The following is a 22,934-nucleotide window of genomic DNA, read 5'->3' as shown; positions in this document are numbered from 1 at the left end:
TTTGTGATTGATGATTATTACTTCTTGTAGTTACGTGTTTGAGGAACAACGAACTCGTAGTTCAAATCTTCCTTCAGCATAACCGGATCTTTATCCTCGCCTTGGTATTCCCAGCAAGATACGTACATGAACTTGTCGTCATGACGCAGGGCCTCACCTTCTTCTGTCTGGTGCTCTGTACGGAAGTGTCCTCCACAAGATTCGGCACGGTTCAACGCATCGTGTGCCATCAATGTACCGATCTCGATGAAGTCGGCCAAACGTAACGCTTTCTCTAACTCGGTGTTCAAGTTTTCCGGATCTCCCGGGATGAATACGTTGCTCCAGAATTCTTTCTTCAAGTCTTTCAACATCTGGATCGCTTCTTGCAGACCTTTCGCGTCACGTGCCATACCGATATGCTCCCACATGATATGACCTAGTTTGCGGTGGATAGAATCTACAGTCTCTTTACCCTTGATGTTCATCAATTTCTGGATACGAGCCTTGATCGCTTTCTCGGCCTCTACGAATTCAGGCAGATCAGTGCTGAAACGCGGAACTTGGATTTGATCGGACAGATAGTTTTGGATCGTATATGGCAATACGAAGTAACCATCGGCCAATCCCTGCATCAAAGCGGAAGCACCCAGGCGGTTCGCTCCGTGATCGGAGAAGTTGGCCTCACCAATGGCGAACAGACCCGGTATAGAAGTCATCAACTCATAATCAACCCACAAACCACCCATTGAGTAGTGCAGTGCGGGATAGATCATCATCGGTGTCTCGTATGGATTATCGTCTGTAATTTCTTCATACATATCGAACAGGTTTCCATATTTTTGCTTAACGACCTCTTTTCCTAAGCGGTTGATAGCGTCGGAGAAGTCGAGGAATACAGCCAAACCTGTGCTATTTACTCCAAAGCCGGCATCGCAACGCTCTTTTGCGGCACGAGACGCTACGTCGCGAGGAACCAAGTTACCGAAGGCCGGATAGCGGCGCTCCAAGTAGTAATCGCGATCGGCTTCCGGAATATCCTTACCTTTCTTTGTCCCGGCCTGTAACGCCTTTGCGTCTTCCAGTTTTTTCGGAACCCAGATACGACCGTCGTTACGTAAAGACTCGGACATCAAAGTCAATTTAGACTGGAAATCACCTTTTACCGGTACGCAAGTCGGGTGGATCTGAACCATACAAGGATTGGCGAAGTAAGCGCCTTTCTTGTAGCATTGCCATGCGGCAGAACCGTTAGAAGCCATAGCGTTGGTCGACAAGAAGAACGTGTTAACGTAACCACCTGTAGCTACAACTACGGCGTGGGCGGCGTAACGCTCGATCTTACCCGTGATCAGGTTGCGGGCGATGATACCGCGGGCACGGCCGTCTACCTTCACTACGTCTAGCATCTCATGGCGGGTATACATCTTAACCTTGCCCAAACCGATCTGACGGCTCAAAGCAGAGTAAGCACCCAGCAAAAGCTGCTGACCCGTCTGGCCGCGGGCATAGAATGTACGCGATACCTGAGCGCCACCGAATGAACGGTTATCCAACAAACCACCATATTCGCGAGCGAAAGGAACACCTTGCGCCACACATTGATCGATGATAGAGTTGGAAACCTCAGCCAAACGATAAACGTTTGCCTCGCGAGCGCGATAGTCGCCACCCTTGATCGTATCGTAGAACAAACGGTAAACGGAGTCTCCGTCATTCTGGTAGTTCTTAGCTGCGTTGATACCACCTTGAGCGGCGATAGAGTGCGCACGGCGGGGAGAATCTTGGATACAGAAGTTCAATACGTTGAATCCCATCTCTGCCAAAGACGCTGCGGCGGAAGCTCCAGCCAAGCCTGTACCGACTACGATGATATCCAAACGACGCTTATTTGCGGGGTTCACCAATTTTTGGTGATTTTTATAATTAGTCCACTTCTCAGCCAACGGGCCTTGAGGTATTTTAGAATTTATTTCAGACATAATGATTTAATTTCAAAAGTTCTTAATTATAAAACCTGTAGCTTGCTATTAAGCACCTACTCCGTTTAAGAAGAAGATGATGGTGATGATCGCGAAAAGTCCGCAAATAACCGTAGCTACGATCTTAGAGATACATTCCCAACGGCTCATCCAGACTGCGTTATTCCAACCGATAGTTTGGATAGCGCTCCAGAAACCGTGAGTCAGGTGGAACCATAAAGCCGCGTACCAGATCAGGTAAAGGATAGTGATCACGGCATTACCCTGGAAGTAATAGTTGATAAAAGCGGCTCCGTCTTGTGGAGATACCATGGCTGAACCCAATGCTACTTCATGATGACCGATCAACTCGGCGAACATCATCTTGTACCAGAATTGGCTGAAGTGCAACAACATGAACAGGATAACGATCAAGCCTAGGACAAACATGTTTTGAGATGCCCATTCCACGCCTTTCGGACGAGCGTTGATAGCGTAACGGTCGTTACCGCGTGCCTTCCGGTTTTGCAAGGTAAGGATGATGGCGTACACGAAGTGGATCACAACGCCTGCGGCCAATACGAGAGTAGCTGCCACAGCGTACCAGTTAGAGCCCAACAGCGAACAAACCATGTTATAAGCCGATCCGGAGAATACGGCAGCCACGTTCATCGACAGGTGGAACAGCAAGAACAAGACAAGAAAGAGACCTGATAAACTCATTATCAGCTTCTTCCCGATAGAAGAATTAAGTAACCACATAAGATAATAATTTAAGTTATTTAATTGTATTTAGAAATTTCTACTTAAACTATGTAATTATCACGCAAAGGTATGCTAAATCCCTATATTCCGCAAACGATTAAAGAAATATTTCAGCATTTCCCGTGCGACTGGGAGATATGAAATCGGTATGTTTTCTTTATAGGAAGAAAATACATAGATTTGTTGTATTAATTCTAATATCATGATGCGTTCCCGACCTTTTCCCACGAGTGTATTGCTCACGATTTTGTTATATACGGTTCTTGTTCTCGCTCTCGTAATCTTCTCGGATAGGAGTGATAAGCATGGAGCTTTGTTTGACAGATCGGAGCGATTGATCCAGCAATATCCGGATAGTGCGTTTGAGTTGCTAAGGAACGTGAAACAGGCCGATGAATTTTCTCTCCGGGAGAAAGCCCGTTATTGCCTCTTATTGACCAAAGCTCGGGATGAAGCAGGGATAAGGCATACCGGTGATTCGATCATCACTATCGCTACGGATTTTTATAGTGGGACTAGTGGGCAGTATCGTACTCCGGAGGCTTGGTTCTATCGGGGGAAGGTCTACGAGGATATGGATTTGCCTTCCCGGGCGTTAGAGTGCTATTTAAAGGCATTGGATTATGAGGAGGGGAGTTGGGATTATGCCTTCTGGGGACGTTTGTATAACCAAGTCGGAATGCTGTATGCGGATCAGGAATTGTATGGGAAAGCCACATTCTTTTTTAAAAAGGCAAGCGCTAAATACCAAGCCTTGAATGATACGATAAGGCAAGCCAGGATGTTGGCAGAACTTGCTAAATATAAGGTACTACGGGATTCTATCGGAGCGATATCATCGAAAGAGGCTATTTATCAAATTACTTCACATTATGATTCAAAACCGATCCGGGAAGATTTATCAAAAAAGGAATTGATGCTAGAGAAAAGGCGGCAAGAAGGTTATCTATATACGTTTTTTGTCGGATTGATTCTTTTTTCGGGTTTACTTTTTTATCGAAGATGGAAAGTTCTTCAAAAGAATGCCCGTCAAGTCACCTTTCTAAAAGAAAGAATATCGAATATAAAAGCAGAGAAGGACCAAGAGTTGATGTTGGTTTCTTTGCAATTGGAAAAACAACGGTTGGAGGTTTGTAATGAGTTGATCCGTAACGAGGAAAGCAAGCGCCTGTTGGCGATAGCGCTTTTACAGAAATCGGAAGTCTATGAGAAGTTCCATGATCGGGATTCGGTACGTATCACCTCTGAGGATTGGGATTCGTTGGAAAAACTTTTGAATAAGGCGTATAACGATTTCACTTTGCGTCTGAAAAAACTATATCCCGCTATCTCCGATACGGAATTAAAAGCCTGCATGCTTACAAAGATCGAGGTTTCTGCCAATCAAATCACAAGGGTTCTGAAATATAATAGTTCTGTGCTTCGTCCTCGGTTATTCAAAAAGTTTTTCAAGAAAGAGGGATCTACGGAGACTTTTGTTGAATTTATTGTAAATTTCTGATTTCTATAATCTTATCAATCCATGAAACGCTTTGTTCTCACTTTTGTTCTCGTTTTTGGGAAAACGTGAAAAACGTACGGGATATATTTGTGATCAAAAAAGCACATTATGAAAAAAGTGAGATCTGCTTCAATTCTATTAAGTCTAAATTTCGTTTTTATCAGCTTACTGCTGGTTTCTTGTAACTCCACTCAAACGGATACCGCGCCCCTTCTAACCGCAAATATAAGGGAAGCGATCGATAAACCTGTGGTATTGAAATTGAAAGATGAGATTAAGGCGGTCAAATATGTTCCGTTGGAGGTTACCGATGATGATGCCTCGTTGGTTGATGGGGTATACGACTATGCGGTGACAAGTAAATACATTTATATACTTCCTGTGAAAGAACCCCGGATCGTGCTTTTCGACCGGAATGGACATTTTATTAAAACTCTAATTAAGGAAGGCCAAGGTCCGGGCGAATTTAGCGGAATGTTAATCTGTATACAAGCGGACGAGCCGAATGATCGCCTCTATCTCTATAATAGCGATCGTGCGTTGGAATATACTTTGGAGGGTGATTTTATACGTGAGTATAAGCACGATTATCAAATCATTTACGCACGCTATCTTAAACCGGGATGTTTAGCGGGCGTCGCTTTTCCATTTCAGACTTTTGATGGAGGGGCTTTTGGCATTGGGATATTTGATGAGCGTAGGGATACGATAGAAACGAAGAATGATTTTTATTCACCTCTGGTTCCCCGGGAGAAATCAGGATTTACGATTAGTATAGCGGCTACTTATTCTGATCTTCAGCAATCCGTATTGTTCAAGACGGGTAGTAATGATACGGTTTTTAGAGTATCTGCCGATCGGATAACCCCTGCTTGCGTACTGAATCTTAGGAATTCGGATGCGGAAGTGATCCGTTCTCTGGATGTTACGGACTTTAGTAATATTAAGGCAGATAAAAAAGGGCCGAGAGATATCTTTGTACAAGAAATGTTTGATACGCAAAAATATTACTATTTCCGTTTATGGTACAATCAAGGTAGTTATATAGCTTCTGTAGATAAAAAGACAGGAGAAGCTTTGGTGGAGAAATGCGAGATGCCTAGTACTATAAAAGAATTGGCAGATGCCAATCTTCAGCATGGCATGGAAGGAACAAGAAGTTTTAGGAATTTCCCGGTTTGGGGACGTGTGGTGGGAAATGAGTTGATACAGGTTGTCACGTCCTATGAGCTTAGTCTATATAAATCTCTCAGTACGATTACGATCCCTAGCGAGTTGAATCTGGAGAAAGAGGAGGGGAATCCTATACTCGTATTTTACTCACTTCATGGATCCTAATTTTGACTCTTAGTATTAATTAACTACCTTTTTATTTTGAAATTACGATTATTTCGTAGATTTGCGAAAAGTTCATTAATAAATGAGCTGTATGTATGTTGTGATTGAATAAACAACTTTAAAACTGATTGAAAATGAAAAAGGCGATTATGAACATGGTGGTCATCTTGCTTGTCATAGCGGGAGGCGTCGGATGCAGTCAATCTTCGAAGCAGAAAGAGGAGAGCGTCACGAAGGAGGTAACGGAAACGAAAGAGCAAACGCAAGTAAAAGAGGAGAGCGGGTCTGAGTCGGAAGACGATGAGGACGTGCTTACCGTGGTAGATGTAATGCCTCAATTCCCGGGTGGAGACGTAGAATTGCTGAAATATATAGCCAAGAATGTCGAATATCCGCAGGAAAGTCAGAGTAAGGGGGAGCAAGGTCGTGTGATATGCTCATTCGTTGTGGCTAGCGACGGCTCGTTAAGGAGCTTCAAGGTCGTGCGCGGCGTAACCCCTTTGTTGGATAAAGAGGCTATCCGGGTTTTAAAAACAATGCCTCGTTGGACTCCGGGTACAAATGGCGGGAAGCCGGTAGCCGTGAAATATACGGTTCCGATCACGTTCAAATTGCAGTGAACGTGAGATTAATATTAATTAACATCCTTTCCATATTGTGTTTACGACTATTTCGTAGCTTTGTAAGTATTCACTAATAAAAAGAGTAAGATTTATGGAGAAGCTAACGATGCAAGAAGAAGAGGCGATGCGCTGGATATGGCGGATTGGTCCTTGTTTTGTGAAGGATGTGCTGGCAAAATACGAGGATCCGAAACCTCCTTATACGACGCTCGCTTCCGTGATCAAAAATTTGGAACGAAAGAAATACGTGAAAGCGAAACGTTACGGAAATACGTATGAATACCGTCCGCTGATCGAGGAGACGGAATATAAACGTACATTCCTTGGCGGCGTGGTGACGAATTATTTCGCGAACTCGTATAAGGAAATGGTTTCTTTCTTCGCGAAAGACCAGAAAATCTCTACGGATGATTTAAAAGAAATCATCGATTTGATTGAGAAAGGAAAAGAATAACCTAAATCCCACATACCATGACACCGGAATTTGCCTACTTAATGAAGGTAAATGTAGCCTTTGTACTCTTTTACGCCTTCTACCGGTTGTTCTTTTATAAGGACACATTTTTCAAGCTGCGCCGTGCGATCTTGCTGGCATTCTTTGGCTTGGCCCTGTTCTATCCTTTACTGAACATACAGGATTGGGTGAGGCAACAAGAACCTATCGCGGACGTGATTTACATGTATTCCGCGATGTTGCCAGAAGCGACGGCGAGAGCGGCTACGGTGGCTTCCGTGGATTGGTATGGATGGATATTAGGCTCTTGGAGACTTATCTATTGGGGAGTCGTGATATTTTTATGTGGGCGGTTTCTCGTACAACTGGGCAGTATCTTGTGGCTGGCTCATACCAGCGATCCTGTGCTTATTCATGGAACTCCGGTTTATGCGTTGCGAAAAGCCGCCGGGCCGTTCTCTTTTTTCCGTATGATCTTCTTGCATCCGGAAAGCCATTCGGATAAAGAGACGGACGAGATCTTGACACATGAATATACGCATGTCTCCCAATGGCATTCGATTGATGTGATCTTTAGCGAGTTGATATGTATGGCTTGCTGGTTCAACCCTTTCGTATGGTTATTAAAACGCGAGGTAAGGCATAATCTGGAGTACCTGGCGGATAATACGGTTATCCAGTCCGGATACGATAGTAAAAGCTATCAGTATCACCTGTTGGGATTGGCTCATCATCAGTCTGTTACTACCTTATACAATAGTTTCAACGTTTTGCATCTGAAAAACCGGATTATCATGATGAACAAGAAACGTAGTCCGGGTATCGTACGCACGAAATATTTGATATTTATACCCTTGGCGGGCATCTTGATGTTGCTGAGTAATATCGAGGCGGTGGCCCGTTTGACTGTCCGTTTGGCAAATGAGGCTACGGTTTCGAATACGATGATGACGGCTACGGGCGTGCTGGTCGATGAGGAGGGACATCCGTTGATCGGGGCATCGGTTGCGGTTAAAGACGGTACGGAAGAGACTATAACGGATATGAGAGGTGCTTTTACATTGAAGGTTCCTGCTAATGCGACTTTGCGATGCAGTTATCAAGGAAAAGAGTCTCAAGAGGTTTTGGCCGCTGATATGACAAATAATGCGCGTTTGTCCTTATCCTCAAAATCTCAAGGGATAGACGAACAAGTCTTTACCGTAGTAGAAAAGATGCCTAGATTTCCGGGAGGAGACGCGGAATTGTTGAAATACATAGCCCATAACATCAAATATCCGAAGGAGAGCCGAGAGCGGGGAGACCAAGGGCGTGTGATCTGCTCATTTATCGTGGGGCGTGACGGTTCGGTGAGTAACCCGGAGGTACTCCGGGGAGTGACTCCGGAGCTGGATAAGGAGGCTGTGAGGGTTATTAATAATATGCCTGTCTGGAGCCCGGGAACACAACACGGTAAGCCGGTAGCCGTGAAATATACGGTCCCGATCACATTCCGTCTGCAAGGGCCGGTTGAGGAAAAGCGGGAGCGGACTTTGACGGTCGTAGACGTGATGCCGCAGTACCCCGGAGGGGATGAGGAGTTATTGAAGTTTATCGCCCAAAGTATAAAATATCCGGTGGATGCTCAGCAGGCGGGAATACAAGGCCGTGTGATCTGTTCGTTCGTGGTGGATAAAAAAGGAAATATCGTGGAACCTAAAATCATACGGGGCATAGATCCTTCCTTGGACGCGGAGGCGTTGCGGGTTATCGGGACGATGCCTCGATGGACTCCGGGTCGCCAAGATGGTAAGCGTGTCCGTGTCTTGTATACGGTACCTATTACTTTCCGGCTACAGTGAGATAAAAAAGAGGCTGTGCCGGCCGTTTGATTCAGTAATCTTAAATACATACAGATATGAATGAGAAATGTAATTTTATTACAGTTCTGCTACTTTATTGCCTTGTTTTTCCCGGGAATGCCCAGGATTTTAATTGGCAGGACCTGGTAAGCCGTAAGCAGTATGCGGCAGTGATCGCCCGCGCCGATAGCCTTACGCCGGCAGATTCCTCGAGTTATGAGGTTATGAGCGCTATCGGACAGGCTTATGAGGGTATGCTCCGGTATCGGAAGGCATACGATTATTATCGTCTTTGCCTCTCCATGGATACGGCGAACCTGGATCTTTTGAACACTTTGGCCCGGACAGCTACGAATTTAGGTAGAGCGAAGGATGCCGAGCGATATTTCCATCAAGTGTTGTCTGCCGACAGCTCGAACTTCTACGCCAATTACCAGTTGGCACGCCTGTATTTCCAGCTGGGGGAATACGAGAAAGCGGTTGATACTTATGAGAAACTGCAAACCTGGAACGAGGATAACACCGCCTTATACCGGGCGATCGGCGATTGCTATTTCCGTATGGAACAATACCCTTCCGCTACGACCGCTTATTTTCAGGCGTATAATTTGAATCGCGAGAATGCGGGATTGGCGGTCGCGTTGGTGAATTCATTGTATCGTATGGGGGCTAGCAGCCCGGATTATATATCGGAAGGTGTGGCGATTTGCGATACGGCCTTGTTTTATAATCCCGGAAACCGCCAGTTGTTGCGTAGTAAGGGGCTGGGGTTGTATATGGCGAAACAGTTCGTTCGGGCAGACTCTGTCTATTCCGGTTTGCTAGCTGGTGGCGATTCTACCTATCTTACCTTGAAATATGGAGGAGCCTCGAAGTATTATGCCGGTCTTTACTTACCCTCGGTGGATATCCTGGAAATGGCTTATGAACAGGATACGACCTCGGTCGAGGTGTGCCTCTTGCTGGGTTCCGCGTTGGGAAAGACATACGACCGGAGACGGGCGTATGAGTTGTTTGATAAAGCGGAGGCGGGCATGGAACCTAATCGTTTCTTGGTAAATCAATTATTGGTTTTCCGTGCGGAGACTTACCAGAAAGATGGGAAATACAAGGAGGCCTCCCGCCTGTACTACGAGGCATGGAAAGAGAATCCGGACCGGCTGGATTTTCTGGGAGCGATCGCGCGTATGTATGGTGAGGTTGACGTGTCAAAGTTCCGGAATGAGGAGGAACGCCGGCGAGGATTATTTATCTTGATCCTTTATATGAATGAGAGCTTGAAGAAAAAGGCGGATGAAAGGACTTTGGTGTTTAGCCGGGCGCTTTTGCAATCTTTTTATGAGGATATGTTTTTCCGTAACGTATCGGAAGAGACCGTGATCGATCCGGACGGAAAGAAGAGCAAGGTCTCTATCGTGGACTTACGTAATTTAATCAATCAACTGCCGGAGGAATCTGAGATGGTGATAGAGCTTCGTGCGGTTAACGCGAAAAGCTCGGGTAAGACCGATGAGGCCGCTCGTCTGTTTTATCGGGCCTGGAAGGTGAAAGGTACTCGTGTGGAGTTGCTTCGCGAGATCGCCAATCTATATAGTTACCCGGATATCTCGTATGCCAAGAATGCCGGGGATTTGCAACGAGGTGTTTTCGCGCAGGTGACTTATGCGAAGGAGTTGTTAAAGAATGGATTGGATATGAGTAATCTGACTTTTACCCGTCCTTTCCTGGAATCTTTATATGCGGATATGTCTGGGCGCGGGGTAACGGGGCAGGTCTTATTGTCTCCGGATAATCGGCAAAGCCAACTCTCCATAGACGAGTTGCGGTCTTTGATTCAAGAGCTGCCGAATACTTCCGATGAGGTAAAAGAGATGATCCGGATTATGGAGAGAGAGAAAGAACTAAAGAACAAGAAGAATTAAATGTAGATTAATCGCGAAAAATTGTAGAAGTATGGAAAGGACGATTATAGGCACAGGGATCATCTTGCTTCTGTTGGTAGGATATGCCGGATGTAAGCAATCTGGTAACCCGGTTGATGATCTCGTTACGGTTGATGTCGCGGCGGATTATCCCAAGAAGGACATGATCTTGCAGGATTTCATGGATGTGGAATATATCGCGTTGGAAACTTCTGATGAGTTTATTACCCAAGGGGTCGTGAAAGCGATCGCCGCGAGCTTGAACGAGGAATCAAACCCCGTGATCATGCTGTTGAAACCGAAGATTTAGGAAGGTTTAAAACCTGATTAAAAAACATGTACGTGTTTTTGTAAATTCTTTTACGTGTTTTCCGAAAAACACGTACATGTTTTTCGCGACCTTATAAATGGGCTTTCCGGCAAAGTAAATTGGACTTTACAGCGAAGTTCTTTGAAAAACTCCTCATTACTTTTGTCATCGAGTTTAAGACGATCGTAATAATTAAAAAACAGGAGAAAAAACAATGAGAACTCGTAGATTAGGTAAAACGAATTTGGAGGTGTCTGCCATCGGTTATGGGTGTATGGGATTGAGTCATGGATACGGGGCTGTTCCGGAGCGTAACGACTCTATAAGGCTGATACGGCAAGCTTATGAGCTGGGATGCAATTTCTTTGATACGGCAGAAGGTTATGGGGCGGGTGATAATGAGAGGATCGTCGGAGAGGCGATTCGTCCGATTCGTGACCATGTGATCCTGGCCACGAAATTTGGAGGAGCGGAAATGGTGAATGGGGTAATGGTGCCTAAAGTATATTCTCCGCGGGAGATACGTTCTCATCTGGAGGCTTCGCTGAAACGCTTGGATACGGATCATATCGATTTATACTATGAGCATCGTGTCAGCTCGGAAAATATCGAGGAAGTGGCGTATTGCATGGGCGAATTTATGAAGGAAGGCAAGATATTGGGCTGGGGGCAATCTCAATCGACCGCGGATCAGATACGCCGTGCCCACGCTGTCACGCCACTTACGGCTATCCAAAGCGAGTATTCGATGATGGAAAGAATGTTTGAGCGTGACGTTATCCCGGTATGCGGGGAACTGGGGATTAGCTTTATCCCGTTCAGCCCGCTGGCCGGTGGTTTCTTGAGTGGAAAGATCAAGGCGGGCACGACTTATACCGGAGACGACGTGCGGCGAGGCATTACTCGCTTTAAAGACGAGAATATCATCGCGAACCAGCCGCTTGTGGATTTGCTTCAGGAATTCTCTGTTTTGAAAAATGTTACGCCGGCGCAGCTTTCTCTCGCTTGGATGCTGCATAAATATGATTTCTTGATGCCGATTCCCGGAACGAAGAAGTTGGAGCGACTTCGCGAGAACCTATCGGCGGCAGATGTGGATTTGACGGAAGAAGAGTTTGACCGGATCGAGGCTGAATTGGCTAAAATAGATATACGGGGAAACCGGACGGACGAGGATATCGCGAATTTATATAGATAAGCGGCGAAGAAACCCTTAATCTTGAGTATATTTGTGGAAATCAAATGGTATGGAAGGGCATAGAACGATAAATTATTCCGATATCTTCCTGAATTTCTATCATATGGGAGATACGGTTTGCGATCCTCGGATCAAGGAGCATTCGCTTATTTATGTCTGTTCGGGAGAGGTTGTCTTATCGGAGCAGGGAAAAGTCATACGGGTGAAAGAGGGTGAATGCGCTTTCATCCGGCGCGACCATCTGGTCCGGATGGATAAATACGGTTCTGCCGCGGATGGGATTTACCAGTCTATCGTTTTGCGGTTCTCCCGCAGTTTCTTGATGGATTATTATCGGAAGTGCGATAAGTCGGAATGGCCCAGAGAGGTGAAACGAAGTAAGGTAAGCGTGATGAAGATACCTTCGCGGCCGGATGTCGTAAGTCTCTTTGAGTCTATCCGTCCTTATTTCCGTACGGAAGAGAAGCCCGATGCGGAATGGTTGCGTATGAAAATGAACGAAGGGCTTTATATCGTATTAAAGACAGCCTCTCATGTATATGCTTCGCTTTTCGATTTCTCGGAATACTGGAAGATCGATTTACTGGGTTTTATGGAAGCGAATTATATGTATGAGCTTTCACAGGAGGAACTAGCCTTGTATACGGGGCGCAGCCTGTCCTCGTTGAAAAGAGATTTCAAGAAAATCAGTGATTTATCGCCTCGGAAGTGGTTGGTCAGGAAGCGTCTGGAGGCGGCTCATGATCGGATTGTCAATCGGCGGGGGAAGATCAAGGATATCTGTGCCGATGTCGGGTTTAAGAATCTGGCCCATTTCTCCAAGGCCTATAAATCCGTTTACGGGATCAGTCCTACGGATAGTTACCGGAAAGGGGCGGGATGATAGGCGACTATTGTTTTAAACCATTTTTTATTCCATCTGTCCACTTGTACTTTCATGGAAACCTGTTACTTTTGCTGTTAAAGAATATGTAGATGAGGAAGATTCTTGTATGGTGGTTGATCGGGATGATGCTGATGCCCTCGGTACTGGCCGAACGGAAAAAAGTCGGGTTGGTCTTAGGTGGAGGTGGAGCGAAGGGAGTCGCTCATATCGGGGTGCTGAAAGTGCTGGAAGAAGCCGGCATACCGATTGATTATATTGCCGGAACCAGTATGGGGGCTATCGTTGGAGGCTTATACTCCATAGGGTATAGCGCCGCCGAGATCGACAGCATGGTGAGGTTGCAAGACTGGAGCATGCTGCTGAGCGATCGGGTGAAGCGCAGCAGCCTTACTTTCCCGGAGAAAGAGAATTCCGAGCGTTATGTGTTTTCACTCCCTTTCGGCCGAAGTAAGAAAGAGATCGCGATCCAAGGGATGATAAAAGGGCAGAATCTCCAAAACCTTTTCTCGAACCTTTCGATCGGCTATCATGATTCCGTGGATTTCAAGCAGTTGAATATTCCTTTTGCCTGTGTGGCGTTGAACGTGGTGGATGGACAAGAATATGTGTTTCGGCACGGAAGTCTTCCATTGGCTATGCGCGCTAGCATGGCGATACCCGCCGTGTTCGCCCCGGTACGTCTGGATAGCATGGTGCTGGTGGATGGGGGGATCAAGAACAACTATCCGGCGGATGTGGTACGGGATATGGGCGCGGATATCATTATTGGCGTAGATTTGGGGACTAGCGATTTGAAACAACTGGAGCGGATTAATGCCCCTTGGGATATCATAGGGCAGATCATCGCCTTGCATGGATATGAGAAATATGAGCCGAATAAGAGATTAACCGATTTATTGCTCCGGCCGAATACGGCCCCTTATACTTCCGCTAGTTTTAGCGAGGCCGCCCTGGATACCTTGATTAACCGGGGCGAGCAAGTAGCGCGCGAGCGATGGGACGAGATCTTGGCCTTGAAAGAGAAAATCGGTTTGCCTGATGGCCCGGATGTGTGCCGGACAAGGTCTGCGCACTCGTATCCGGTGGCTCCTACCGATACGTTCTATATTCGGCGTGTCTTGTTTAAGGGCGTAGATCCTCGTGACGAGAAGTGGTTGTCGCAGATTAGTGGCTTGAAAGATAATAGTCTGCTGACCGTGAAGAAATTGCAGGAAGCGATGTCTATCGTGATCGGTACGAACCTTTACTCGAATGTCAGCTATAAACTGGTGGGCGAGAGGCAGGAGGATCTGGTGCTTACCGTACAGGAGAAATCGAGCAGCGCGATTAATGTGGGATTGAATTTCAATAGTGAGGATATCGTCGCCTTGTTGCTGAATGTCACTTTCGACAACCGGGCCCGCTACCACTCGAAATTCTCCGTGACCGGAAGGATCGGTAAACGTATGTACGGGCGGGTGGATTATGCGATAGAGCGTAACCCCTTGCGCAACCTCAACCTGTCTTATATGTTTACGTACCATGATCTCGATGTATATAACCGGGGCGACAAGATCGTGAATACGACTTACCGCCATCATTTCGTGGAACTCGGATACTCGGATATGAACTGGCTGAACTTTAAGTTGAAACTAGGGGCCCGTTACGAGTATTTCGATTATAACTCATTTCTTTATACCGCGGAGAACCAGAAATATCAAGTGAGACCGGAGGGCTTCATCAGCTATTTCGCCCAGGCCCACTTGGAGACGTTGGACCGTCGCTACTTCCCGAGCAAGGGTGTTTCCCTGCAGGCAGACTATTCCATGTATACGGATAACTTCGTTACCTATAGAGGACATACCTTCTTTTCTGCCTTGAAACTCAGTTTTCTGTCGGTATTGCCGTTGACTTCCCATTTGAGCCTGCTACCTTCTATCGATGGCCGTGTGCTGATCGGGAAAGACCCGGCCTATCCCTTCTTGAACACGCTGGGAGGCGATATGCCCGAACGGTATCTTCCCCAGCAACTACCGTTTGCCGGGATCAACCATATGGAGATATTCGATAATTCCGTGGCGATTGTCCGTTTAAACCTGCGCCAGCGTATCGGGCAGCGGCATTACATCTCCTTGATCGCCAATTATGCGATCCATGAGGATAATTTCTTCGATCTTTTCAAGGGAGAAAGCGTATGGGGAGGTAGTATCGGTTATGCCTATAACAGTATAGTAGGTCCGATGAATACGAATTTCGGGTTATCGAACCGGAATAATAACTTGCAATTTTACCTGAATCTGGGGTACAGTTTCTAATATTTCTTACATTTGTAAGGAATAAAAATAGAAAGTTATGAATGAGCAGATAATAGAATTCTTGACAGAGTTGAGGAGCCATAATAACCGGGAATGGTTCCAGGACAATAAAAATCGTTATGATGTCCTTCGTAAGGGTTTTATCGATGAGGTACAAGATTTAATAGGCCGTATCTCCTTGTTCGACCCGGAGGTAGCCGGGGTGGAGGCGAAGGATTGCTTGTTCCGGATTTACAGAGACATCCGCTTTTCTCCGGATAAGACCCCTTATAAATGTCATTTCGCCGCTTACATATCCCAAGGCGGCCGGGCCAGTGAGCGAGGTGGTTATTATATCCATCTCGAGCCGGAAGGTAGCTTGCTCTCCGGAGGTGTATGGTGCCCGCCACCTGCGTTATTAAAGAAGCTTCGTCAGGATATATACGATCATATCGAGGAATTTACGGCTATTATCGAAGCACCTGCGTTTAAGAAAACATTTCCGGTATTAGAAGGAGAGATGCTGAAACGCATGCCTGCCGGCTATCCGACGGATTCTCCGTATGGCTATATCATGAAACATAAGGATTTCAGCGTGGTATCCTATAAGCCGGATGATTTCTTTTACGCTGAGGATTGGATGGATAAGGCGGTGGATGATTTTAAGTTGCTGTTGCCGTTCAATCGCTTCTTGAATTATACGGTGGATGAGTATCTGGGGAGGGTTTAAACCTCCCTTCTCCTAAGGAAGCAAGGCTTTTAATTTCTCTAGTTGCGTCTTTAGTTCTTCTCGGGTAGCCTTATCGGTCTCGGTCTGGCAGGCTGCTTGCAAATCGGGCAGGAAAGGTAAGTAATGCGTATTTGCTATATATCGGGCGGCCCGGACGCGGACAGCGGGTGATGCGTCGTAAAGCAACCCTTGTACCCATCGTTTGGCATCCCATGAATGATGTGCTTCCAGCCAGTCCAAGGCGGCGATCTTTTGTTCACTCTCTCCGTTTAAAAGGAGCTGGAAAGCTTTTTCCTCCTGTTTCAAGTCGCGGGTGGTCATTAATAATTCATGATTGAATAGATCCGGCTGTACGGCAGAGGCTTGATAAGAGATAAAAGGCCTGTTCAAGGTCCAGCGTACCATCCGGGGAACCATCCACATCATGCCGGGAGTACCCTCGGGGTGGGCGATGGAACTGAAGACACGTCCTTTCCCATAGTGATTGGCGACGAAGAATGGCTTTCCGTTTGTCATATTGGCGGGAGCGTTCCCTTCCTCGTGCACATCGCTTTCCATGATGGCTAGCGTATTGCCTTGGATCGTATCTGTGGGGTTGCTCACGAATACCGGGCCTTCATAATAGATGACGAAGCTTGTATCACGGTCGGCCAATTCCGGAAATATCTTTTTACCTTCCTCGCGTAAGGTGAACTTCGCTAATCCATGCCCTCGGTTGTCATGTTCGATATCGATCGCTTGTTGCCCATTTAGCCGGATACAGGTATAACCGGGAGTGTTCGAGAACAGGTAGGCTCCGGCGCAGATCCCGACGGCTCCTTTGCCCTTGGCGACAAAGTCTTTGATACGTTGCTGGTTCAAGGTTCCTAGGTTTAGATACTGGCTTTTGCCACTTCCTCCGGGGATAACGATGGCATCGATGGAGTCGAGCACGTTATTGGCGATATCCGCTGTCGTGATGGTACGTACCTCCATCTCCGGGTCTAACCGGATGGCGGCGACCGTTTCCCAGATGCAGGTCTGGGCCCCTCCGTGTCCGTCGAATACACCCACTTTTATCGGCTGTGCGCTTGCCTCTTCTTTCGTATTCTTGTTTTCCGGGACTGAGCATCGAATGCATAAAACCAGACAGGAGAAAAATAAGATGGCGGTTGTTTTCATTTCACAGGGGATTTTTTAGTTCTGTAGAAATCGATTTGCGTTCTACTTCCGCGAAAGTAAGAATATATTTATGAATCGATAGATTTTTGATTTATTAAAAAAGCGATACCTAAAGTTTTCTTTTGAAAGTTGTATCCGGCCCGTGATAAATGATAGATATTAAAAAATCGGGGAAAGTTACGATTTGTTTTGCAAAGTGTCGGTTTTCATAGGGGTATGGGAAGATATATGGGACTTAAATATGTTAAATATTGCAATATTGCTTACGATTTGCTACTTTTATTTTGGAGATTACCGGAAAACTTCTCTACTTCGCGGTACAAAATGACAGTAACCTTATAAATTAAAATAGTATGAAAACATCGGTTTGGAGTAAAAGTATTCTTGCGCTTGTTTTTACTTTCATGTGCGGTTTGGCTATAAGCGCGGCATCTCCTAAAGATTATCTATACGATACGAAAGAGGAGAACGGTAAGATTATCTCTAAAGTGGTATTCTTGCAAGAGAACGGGCTGTTGAACAAACAGGTAAGGTATGAGTTCCAGTACAACGAGAGTGGCAAGGTTTCCGAGAAAAAGGCGTTTCGTTGGGACCGGACAAACGATGAGTGGGTTCCGTTTTATCAGATCACTTATCAATATGATGAGCAGAGTGGAGAGATAAAGACCAATTATGGTATGTGGGATAAGAGGAAGAAAAACTTTAGCTTGAATGTGCAAAACATGGTTATCCCGAGCGCTAATTACGAGGAAATTTTCTCATAATACATATTTTTTAATTGAAACTTTCACAGATAAATAAGAGAAAGGGGCGATACGAAATCGCCCCTTTTCTTGTTTTTATCGGATGATTTTCTCTAAATCTTTCAAATTGTTGGCTACTTCCTCGTCCGTCACCTCGTAGTTCGTTAGATCTCCGGATAGATACTGGTCGTAGGCCGCCATATCGATCAATCCATGACCGGACAGGTTGAACAAGATCGTGCGAGGTTTACCCTCGATCTTGGCCTGTTCTGCCTCGCGGATGGCCGCGGCAATGGCATGAGATGATTCCGGGGCGGGTATGATTCCTTCCGCTTGTGCGAATAAGGTAGCGGCCTTGAAGGTATCCAATTGCTTGATATCTACCGCGCTCATCAATTTGTCTTTCATCAATTGGCTGACGATGGAACCGGCGCCGTGATAACGTAAGCCTCCCGCATGGATATTTGCCGGAGAGAAATTATGACCGAGCGTAAACATCGGGATTAACGGGGTATAACCCGCCTCGTCTCCGAAATCATATTGGAACTGGCCTCTTGTGAGTTTCGGGCAAGAAGCCGGTTCTGCCGCTATGATGCGGATATCTCTACCTTCCGTTAGCTTATGGCGCAAGAACGGGAACGTGATACCGGAGAAATTGGAGCCGCCACCGAAGCAACCGATAATGACATCTGGATACTCGCCGGCCATTTCCATTTGTTTCTCGGCTTCCAGGCCGATAACGGTTTGATGCAACATAACGTGGTTCAGCACGCTACCCAGCGTGTATTTACAGTTCGGGGTCTGCATGGCCAGCTCTACGGCCTCGGAGATCGCGGTTCCTAAACTACCTTGGTAATTCGGATGGTCTGTCAATATCTTACGTCCGGCTTTCGTGCTCATGCTCGGGGAGGCGATCACTTGTGCCCCGAAGGTCTGCATGATCGAGCGACGGTAGGGCTTCTGGTGGTAGCTTACCTTTACCATATAAACGGCAAGTTCCAGGCCAAAGGCCTTCGCTGCGTAGGAAAGGGCGGCGCCCCATTGTCCGGCGCCTGTCTCGGTCGTGATGTTTGTCGTACCCTCTTGCTTGCAATAATAAGCCTGGGCCAAGGCCGAGTTCAACTTATGCGAACCGATCGGGCTGACACTCTCGTTCTTGAAATAAATATGGGCGGGTGTATCCAGCGCTTTCTCTAATCCGGTGGCACGTACCAGCGGGGTCGGGCGCCATACCTTGTAAAGCTCGCGTACTTCATCGGGTATCTCGATCCATGCGTCTGTCGTATTCATTTCTTGGTGAGAGACACCTTTCGAGAATAGAGGATATAAATCTTCCTCTTTTAAGGGTTGTTTGGTTTGTGGATTTAGGATAGGCAGCGGTTTGTTCTTCATGTCCGCTACGATATTATACCATGCCGTAGGTATATCTTTTTCTTCTAGCAAAAACTTTTTAGTACTCATTTTTTTTATCTGGTGTTTACAATATTAATCTAATTTGACCTTTAAGGCTTACAACTTGGAAGCAAAGGAACAAATAATATTTCGTTTCTTCAAATTGAATCCATAAAAATATATACATTCGCGGCTTATGAGAAAAGAAAAATAACAAACTGAATTATAATGAGACGGATTACCCTGTTGCTCGTGGGGATGTTGACCTTATTTTCTACGGCGGCGCAAAGAAAAAACTTCACTTACAAATTCTACGGCTTTGTTCGTGGAGATCTATTCTACAATTCCCGGGCTAATATGGCTCCGATCGACGGGAACTTTTACCTTTATCCTTTAGACAAGAACCTTGACGCGGATGGTAAGGACTTGAACGCTACGCCGAACGGTAGCTTCTATACGTTCACCTCCCGCTTAGGCTTGGACGTGACCGGTCCCAATATCGGGAAGGCTCGTTCTTCGGCTAAGATAGAGACGGATTTTGGCGGTTTCTCCGGCAGTAATACGATGTTACGCATCCGGCAGGCGTATGTAAACTTAGATTGGGGAAAATCGGCGGTATTGGTCGGAATCACGTGGCATCCTTTGTTTGGAACCGTGATGCCGGATGTCTTGAACCTTTCTACCGGCGCTCCGTTCCAGCCTTTCAACCGTAGCCCGCAAATCCGTTACCAGTATAAAGTGAATAGCCGGGTGCTATTGACGGCTTCCGTATTGTGGCAATTGCAGTACCTTTCCAGCGGGCCGAAAGGCATGAGCGAGGATTATATCAAGAATAGTTGCGTCCCGGAGGTATTTGTGGGGGCTGACTTTATTCCTGCGGAGGGTTGGCTGGCCGGGTTTGGCGCTCATATGATCTCCCTGAAACCCCGTACCGTGTCGGAATGGAAAGAACAAACCTTTAAGGTAAATGAGCGAATGACGGCATTCTCTTGCGAGGCACATTTGAAGTATAGCGGAAGAAACTATACCTTTGCGGCGAAAACCTTGATGGCCTCGGCCCTAGACCATACCGCTCTATTGGGGGGCTATGGGGTAAGCTCGGTGGATTCGCGTACGGGCGAGCAGGAATATACGCCTTTTCGCCATTCTACGACGTGGGTGAATTTCGCTTATGGTACGAAATGGAGACCGGGGGTTTTCGTCGGATATACGAAGAACTTAGGAACCGGGAAGTCCTTGGCTTCGGCGGATAAAGTATATGGTATGGGGCTGGATATCGATCAATTGATAACCGTCAGCCTGAACTTATCGTATAATTTGCCGCATTGGAAGTTTGGTTTCGAGTATTGCCCGGCGACTGCTTATTATGGCACGACCCACTTAGAGACCGGACGTATCGAACAAACGCATGCGATAACGAACCATCGTATATTGGGTTTGATGATGTATTATTTTTAAAGATAGATTGACCGGAATGAAAATGAAACGAAACTTGTTTCTTTTGATCGGCCTGTGTATGGTGGTATGCGTACAGGCGCAAAAGAAAAACTTCTCTTACAAATTTTACGGGCAGGTGCGCGGGGATTTGTTTTATAATTCCCGTGCGAACTCCGAGATCGTGGATGGATTATTCCACTTGTATCCGAAAGACGTATCGCTAGATGCGGATGGTAAAGACCTGAATGCTAGTCCGAACGGCAGTTTTTACCTGCTTTACTCCCGTTTGGGGATCGATGTACAAGGGCCAAAAGTAGGTTCGGCCGAGACTTCCTTGAAATTGGAGGCCGATTTCCGGGGATCGGGCAGTAATTGGGCGGTGCTCCGTATCCGTCATGCCTACGTGAATCTGGATTGGGGCAAGTCTGCCGTGTTGGTCGGGCAGACATGGCATCCGCTGTTCGGCGAGGTCTTCCCGCAGATGTTGAATCTTTCTACCGGCGCTCCGTTCCAGCCCTTTAACCGCAGCCCGCAAATTCGTTATCGTTATACGAACAACAGTTGGCAGTTGACCGGTGCGGTTATGTGGCAGTTGCAATATTTGTCGGCCGGGCCAAACGGAAAGAGCGAGGAATATATCAAGAACAGTTGCATACCGGAGGTCTACCTTGGGGTGGATTATAAGAAACCCGGTTGGCAGGTAGGTGCCGGGATGGAAATCTTGTCGTTGGTACCGAGAACGCAGAATGAGGTGGATGGCAAGACTTATAAAGTCAGTGAGCGGGTAACCTCCGTATCCGGAGAGGCGCACGTCAAATATCAGGATGCGAACTGGTTGGTGATGGCGAAAACCTTGTTGGCCTCAAACTTGACGCAGGCTTGTATGTTGGGCGGTTATGGTGTCACCTCTATCGATCCGCATACCGGGGCGCAAGAATACTCACCATATCTCTTCTCTACCTCCTGGTTGAATATCGTATACGGTAAGAAATGGAAACCGGGTTTATTCTTGGGGTATTTGAAGAACTTGGGAGCGAATGAGGCGCTGGTGGGTAAGACGTATGGTGTAGGCTTGGATGTCGACCAGGTATTTACGGCTAATCTGCAACTCTCGTATAACCTTCCGCATTGGAAACTAGGTGTTGAGTACAGTCCTTCCGTTGCATGGTACGGCGATGTGGATCTGCAGGATGGCGGGCGTATCCATGACACGCATTCGGTGACTAACCACCGGATTTTGGGCGTATTGATTTATATGTTTTAACCGGAGCGGTAGATAAAGAATAGAAAAGCGGGATAAGAGTCGCCTCTTGATCCCGCTTTCGTATATATAGTTTACAAAGTTGTTTATTACTTGATATTGCCAACCTTTAGCAGATACTCGGCAATCTGAACGGCGTTCAAAGCGGCGCCTTTCCTGATCTGGTCGCTTACGGTCCAGAACGTCAATCCGTTCGGGTTGCTGATATCCTTGCGGATACGGCCTACGTAAACCGGATCGTGATCTGCCACGAACAACGGCATCGGGTAATCCTTGTTTGTCGGCTCATCCTGCAATACCACGCCTTCGGCCTCCGCGAAAGCCTTGCGAGCCTCTTCCACGCTGATCGGACGCTCTGTCTCTACCCAAGTGGATTCGCTATGCGCACGCATAACCGGTACGCGAACACATGTAGCGCTCACCTCGATATCCGAGTGCATGATCTTGCGTGTCTCGTTATACATCTTCATTTCCTCTTTCGTATAACCGTTTTCCGTGAATACGTCTACGTGAGGGATTACGTTGTATGCTAATTGATAGGCGAATTTCTCTACCGTAGGCTCCTCGCCCTTCAATAGTTGCTCATATTGTTTTACCAACTCGGCCATGGCGGTAGCGCCCGCGCCACTGGCGGCTTGATAAGTAGATACGTGAACACGTTTGATATGAGACAATTTCTCGATTGCCTTTAACGCTACGACCATCTGGATCGTCGTACAGTTCGGATTGGCGATCACGCCGCGAGGACGGTTCAAGGCATCCTCCGGATTTACTTCCGGAACGACCAACGGAACATCGTTGTCCATGCGGAATGCGCTGGAGTTATCGATCATCACCGTACCATGTTGCGTAATTGTTTTCTCGAATTCCTTGGAAGTGCCTCCTCCGGCTGAAACAAAAGCAACATCGATTCCCTTAAAATCATCATTATGCTTCAGTTCCTTGACGGTATATTGTTTATCACGGAAGGTATAAACACGTCCGGCACTGCGAGATGAGCCAAAAAGTACAAGCTCATCTATCGGGAAGTTTCTCTGGTCGAGTACACGCAGGAACTCCTGTCCTACGGCTCCACTTACGCCAACAATTGCTACTTTCATTTTGAGCACTGATTTAATTTGAATAATGTGAAATAATTATAACTTTGCTGCTTGAAAGG

The 22,934-nt window shown here is 46.6% G+C and carries 18 protein-coding genes and 1 pseudogene; 14 read left to right on the top strand and 5 right to left on the bottom strand.

Annotation, left to right across the window (positions count from 1 at the left end; genetic code table 11):
• Positions 1 to 17: 17 nt before the first annotated feature.
• Together Q0110_RS09010 and Q0110_RS09005 are read right to left on the bottom strand one after the other, a co-directional pair.
• Positions 18 to 1,961: a fumarate reductase/succinate dehydrogenase flavoprotein subunit gene (locus tag Q0110_RS09010; RefSeq protein ID WP_297905834.1), complete on the bottom strand. Its 1,944-nt coding sequence runs from the start codon at positions 1,959 to 1,961 to the stop codon at positions 18 to 20.
• Between the two features lie 48 nt (positions 1,962 to 2,009).
• Positions 2,010 to 2,702: a succinate dehydrogenase cytochrome b subunit gene (locus Q0110_RS09005; protein WP_297905833.1), complete on the bottom strand. Its 693-nt coding sequence runs from the start codon at positions 2,700 to 2,702 to the stop codon at positions 2,010 to 2,012.
• A gap of 205 nt (positions 2,703 to 2,907) precedes the next feature.
• On the opposite strand from Q0110_RS09005, the gene Q0110_RS09000 reads away from it, so the two are divergent.
• The 11 genes and pseudogenes from Q0110_RS09000 to Q0110_RS08950 all read left to right on the top strand — a co-directional run bounded on the left by Q0110_RS09000 (position 2,908) and on the right by Q0110_RS08950 (position 15,781).
• On the top strand, positions 2,908 to 4,206 hold the full coding sequence (locus Q0110_RS09000; RefSeq protein WP_297905832.1) for a hypothetical protein: 1,299 nt from the start codon (positions 2,908 to 2,910) through the stop codon (positions 4,204 to 4,206).
• Positions 4,207 to 4,314: 108 nt separating this feature from the next.
• Positions 4,315 to 5,544, top strand: a complete 1,230-nt coding sequence (locus tag Q0110_RS08995) for a 6-bladed beta-propeller (RefSeq protein ID WP_297905831.1) — start codon at positions 4,315 to 4,317, stop codon at positions 5,542 to 5,544.
• 134 nt (positions 5,545 to 5,678) lie between these two features.
• Positions 5,679 to 6,164 carry an energy transducer TonB gene (locus Q0110_RS08990; protein WP_297905830.1) on the top strand — a complete coding sequence of 162 codons (486 nt, stop codon included), beginning with the start codon at positions 5,679 to 5,681 and terminating at the stop codon, positions 6,162 to 6,164.
• Positions 6,165 to 6,258: 94 nt separating this feature from the next.
• Positions 6,259 to 6,621 carry a BlaI/MecI/CopY family transcriptional regulator gene (locus tag Q0110_RS08985; protein WP_297905829.1) on the top strand — a complete coding sequence of 121 codons (363 nt, stop codon included), beginning with the start codon at positions 6,259 to 6,261 and terminating at the stop codon, positions 6,619 to 6,621.
• 17 nt (positions 6,622 to 6,638) lie between these two features.
• The gene (locus Q0110_RS08980) at positions 6,639 to 8,462 is read left to right on the top strand and encodes a M56 family metallopeptidase (protein ID WP_297905828.1); all 1,824 of its coding nucleotides are present in this window, start codon (positions 6,639 to 6,641) and stop codon (positions 8,460 to 8,462) included.
• Between the two features lie 56 nt (positions 8,463 to 8,518).
• Entirely contained in the window at positions 8,519 to 10,384 is a 1,866-nt protein-coding gene (locus tag Q0110_RS08975) for a tetratricopeptide repeat protein (protein ID WP_297905827.1), read from the top strand.
• A gap of 31 nt (positions 10,385 to 10,415) precedes the next feature.
• A pseudogene (locus tag Q0110_RS08970) lies at positions 10,416 to 10,634 on the top strand (6-bladed beta-propeller); the annotation flags it as partial.
• Between the two features lie 274 nt (positions 10,635 to 10,908).
• The gene (locus Q0110_RS08965) at positions 10,909 to 11,892 is read left to right on the top strand and encodes an aldo/keto reductase (RefSeq protein ID WP_297905826.1); all 984 of its coding nucleotides are present in this window, start codon (positions 10,909 to 10,911) and stop codon (positions 11,890 to 11,892) included.
• A 49-nt stretch (positions 11,893 to 11,941) separates the two neighbouring features.
• A complete protein-coding gene (locus Q0110_RS08960; RefSeq protein WP_297905825.1) occupies positions 11,942 to 12,775 on the top strand; it encodes a helix-turn-helix domain-containing protein in 834 nt (277 codons plus the stop codon).
• A gap of 92 nt (positions 12,776 to 12,867) precedes the next feature.
• The gene (locus Q0110_RS08955) at positions 12,868 to 15,072 is read left to right on the top strand and encodes a patatin-like phospholipase family protein (protein ID WP_297905824.1); all 2,205 of its coding nucleotides are present in this window, start codon (positions 12,868 to 12,870) and stop codon (positions 15,070 to 15,072) included.
• Positions 15,073 to 15,109: 37 nt separating this feature from the next.
• Positions 15,110 to 15,781 (top strand): DUF2461 domain-containing protein, encoded by a 672-nt coding sequence (locus Q0110_RS08950; RefSeq protein WP_297905823.1) that lies wholly within the window; start codon positions 15,110 to 15,112, stop codon positions 15,779 to 15,781.
• Positions 15,782 to 15,793: 12 nt separating this feature from the next.
• Here the strand turns inward: Q0110_RS08950 and Q0110_RS08945 are convergent, their stop codons facing one another.
• Positions 15,794 to 16,942 (bottom strand): BPL-N domain-containing protein, encoded by a 1,149-nt coding sequence (locus Q0110_RS08945; protein ID WP_297905822.1) that lies wholly within the window; start codon positions 16,940 to 16,942, stop codon positions 15,794 to 15,796.
• A 353-nt stretch (positions 16,943 to 17,295) separates the two neighbouring features.
• Here Q0110_RS08945 and Q0110_RS08940 point away from each other — a divergent pair, with 353 nt between their 5' ends.
• Positions 17,296 to 17,706 (top strand): DUF3836 domain-containing protein, encoded by a 411-nt coding sequence (locus Q0110_RS08940; protein WP_297905821.1) that lies wholly within the window; start codon positions 17,296 to 17,298, stop codon positions 17,704 to 17,706.
• Between the two features lie 75 nt (positions 17,707 to 17,781).
• On the opposite strand, the gene Q0110_RS08935 is transcribed toward Q0110_RS08940, so the two are convergent.
• Positions 17,782 to 19,146, bottom strand: coding sequence for a TrpB-like pyridoxal phosphate-dependent enzyme (locus Q0110_RS08935; protein ID WP_297905820.1), 1,365 nt, complete (start codon positions 19,144 to 19,146; stop codon positions 17,782 to 17,784).
• A 159-nt stretch (positions 19,147 to 19,305) separates the two neighbouring features.
• Between Q0110_RS08935 and Q0110_RS08930 the strand changes: the two genes are divergently transcribed.
• Complete coding sequence (locus Q0110_RS08930; RefSeq protein ID WP_297905819.1) at positions 19,306 to 20,535, top strand: DcaP family trimeric outer membrane transporter; 1,230 nt, start codon at positions 19,306 to 19,308, stop codon at positions 20,533 to 20,535.
• 22 nt (positions 20,536 to 20,557) lie between these two features.
• Complete coding sequence (locus Q0110_RS08925; RefSeq protein ID WP_297905818.1) at positions 20,558 to 21,778, top strand: DcaP family trimeric outer membrane transporter; 1,221 nt, start codon at positions 20,558 to 20,560, stop codon at positions 21,776 to 21,778.
• 86 nt (positions 21,779 to 21,864) lie between these two features.
• On the opposite strand, the gene Q0110_RS08920 is transcribed toward Q0110_RS08925, so the two are convergent.
• A complete protein-coding gene (locus Q0110_RS08920) occupies positions 21,865 to 22,875 on the bottom strand; it encodes an aspartate-semialdehyde dehydrogenase (RefSeq protein WP_297905817.1) in 1,011 nt (336 codons plus the stop codon).
• Positions 22,876 to 22,934 lie beyond the last annotated feature (59 nt).

Origin of the sequence: uncultured Parabacteroides sp. (assembly GCF_947855115.1) — a bacterium.
Taxonomy (GTDB): domain Bacteria; phylum Bacteroidota; class Bacteroidia; order Bacteroidales; family Tannerellaceae; genus Parabacteroides.
The sequence above is the reverse complement of the archived record's forward strand: the minus strand, read 5'-3'. Positions and strand labels throughout refer to the sequence as shown.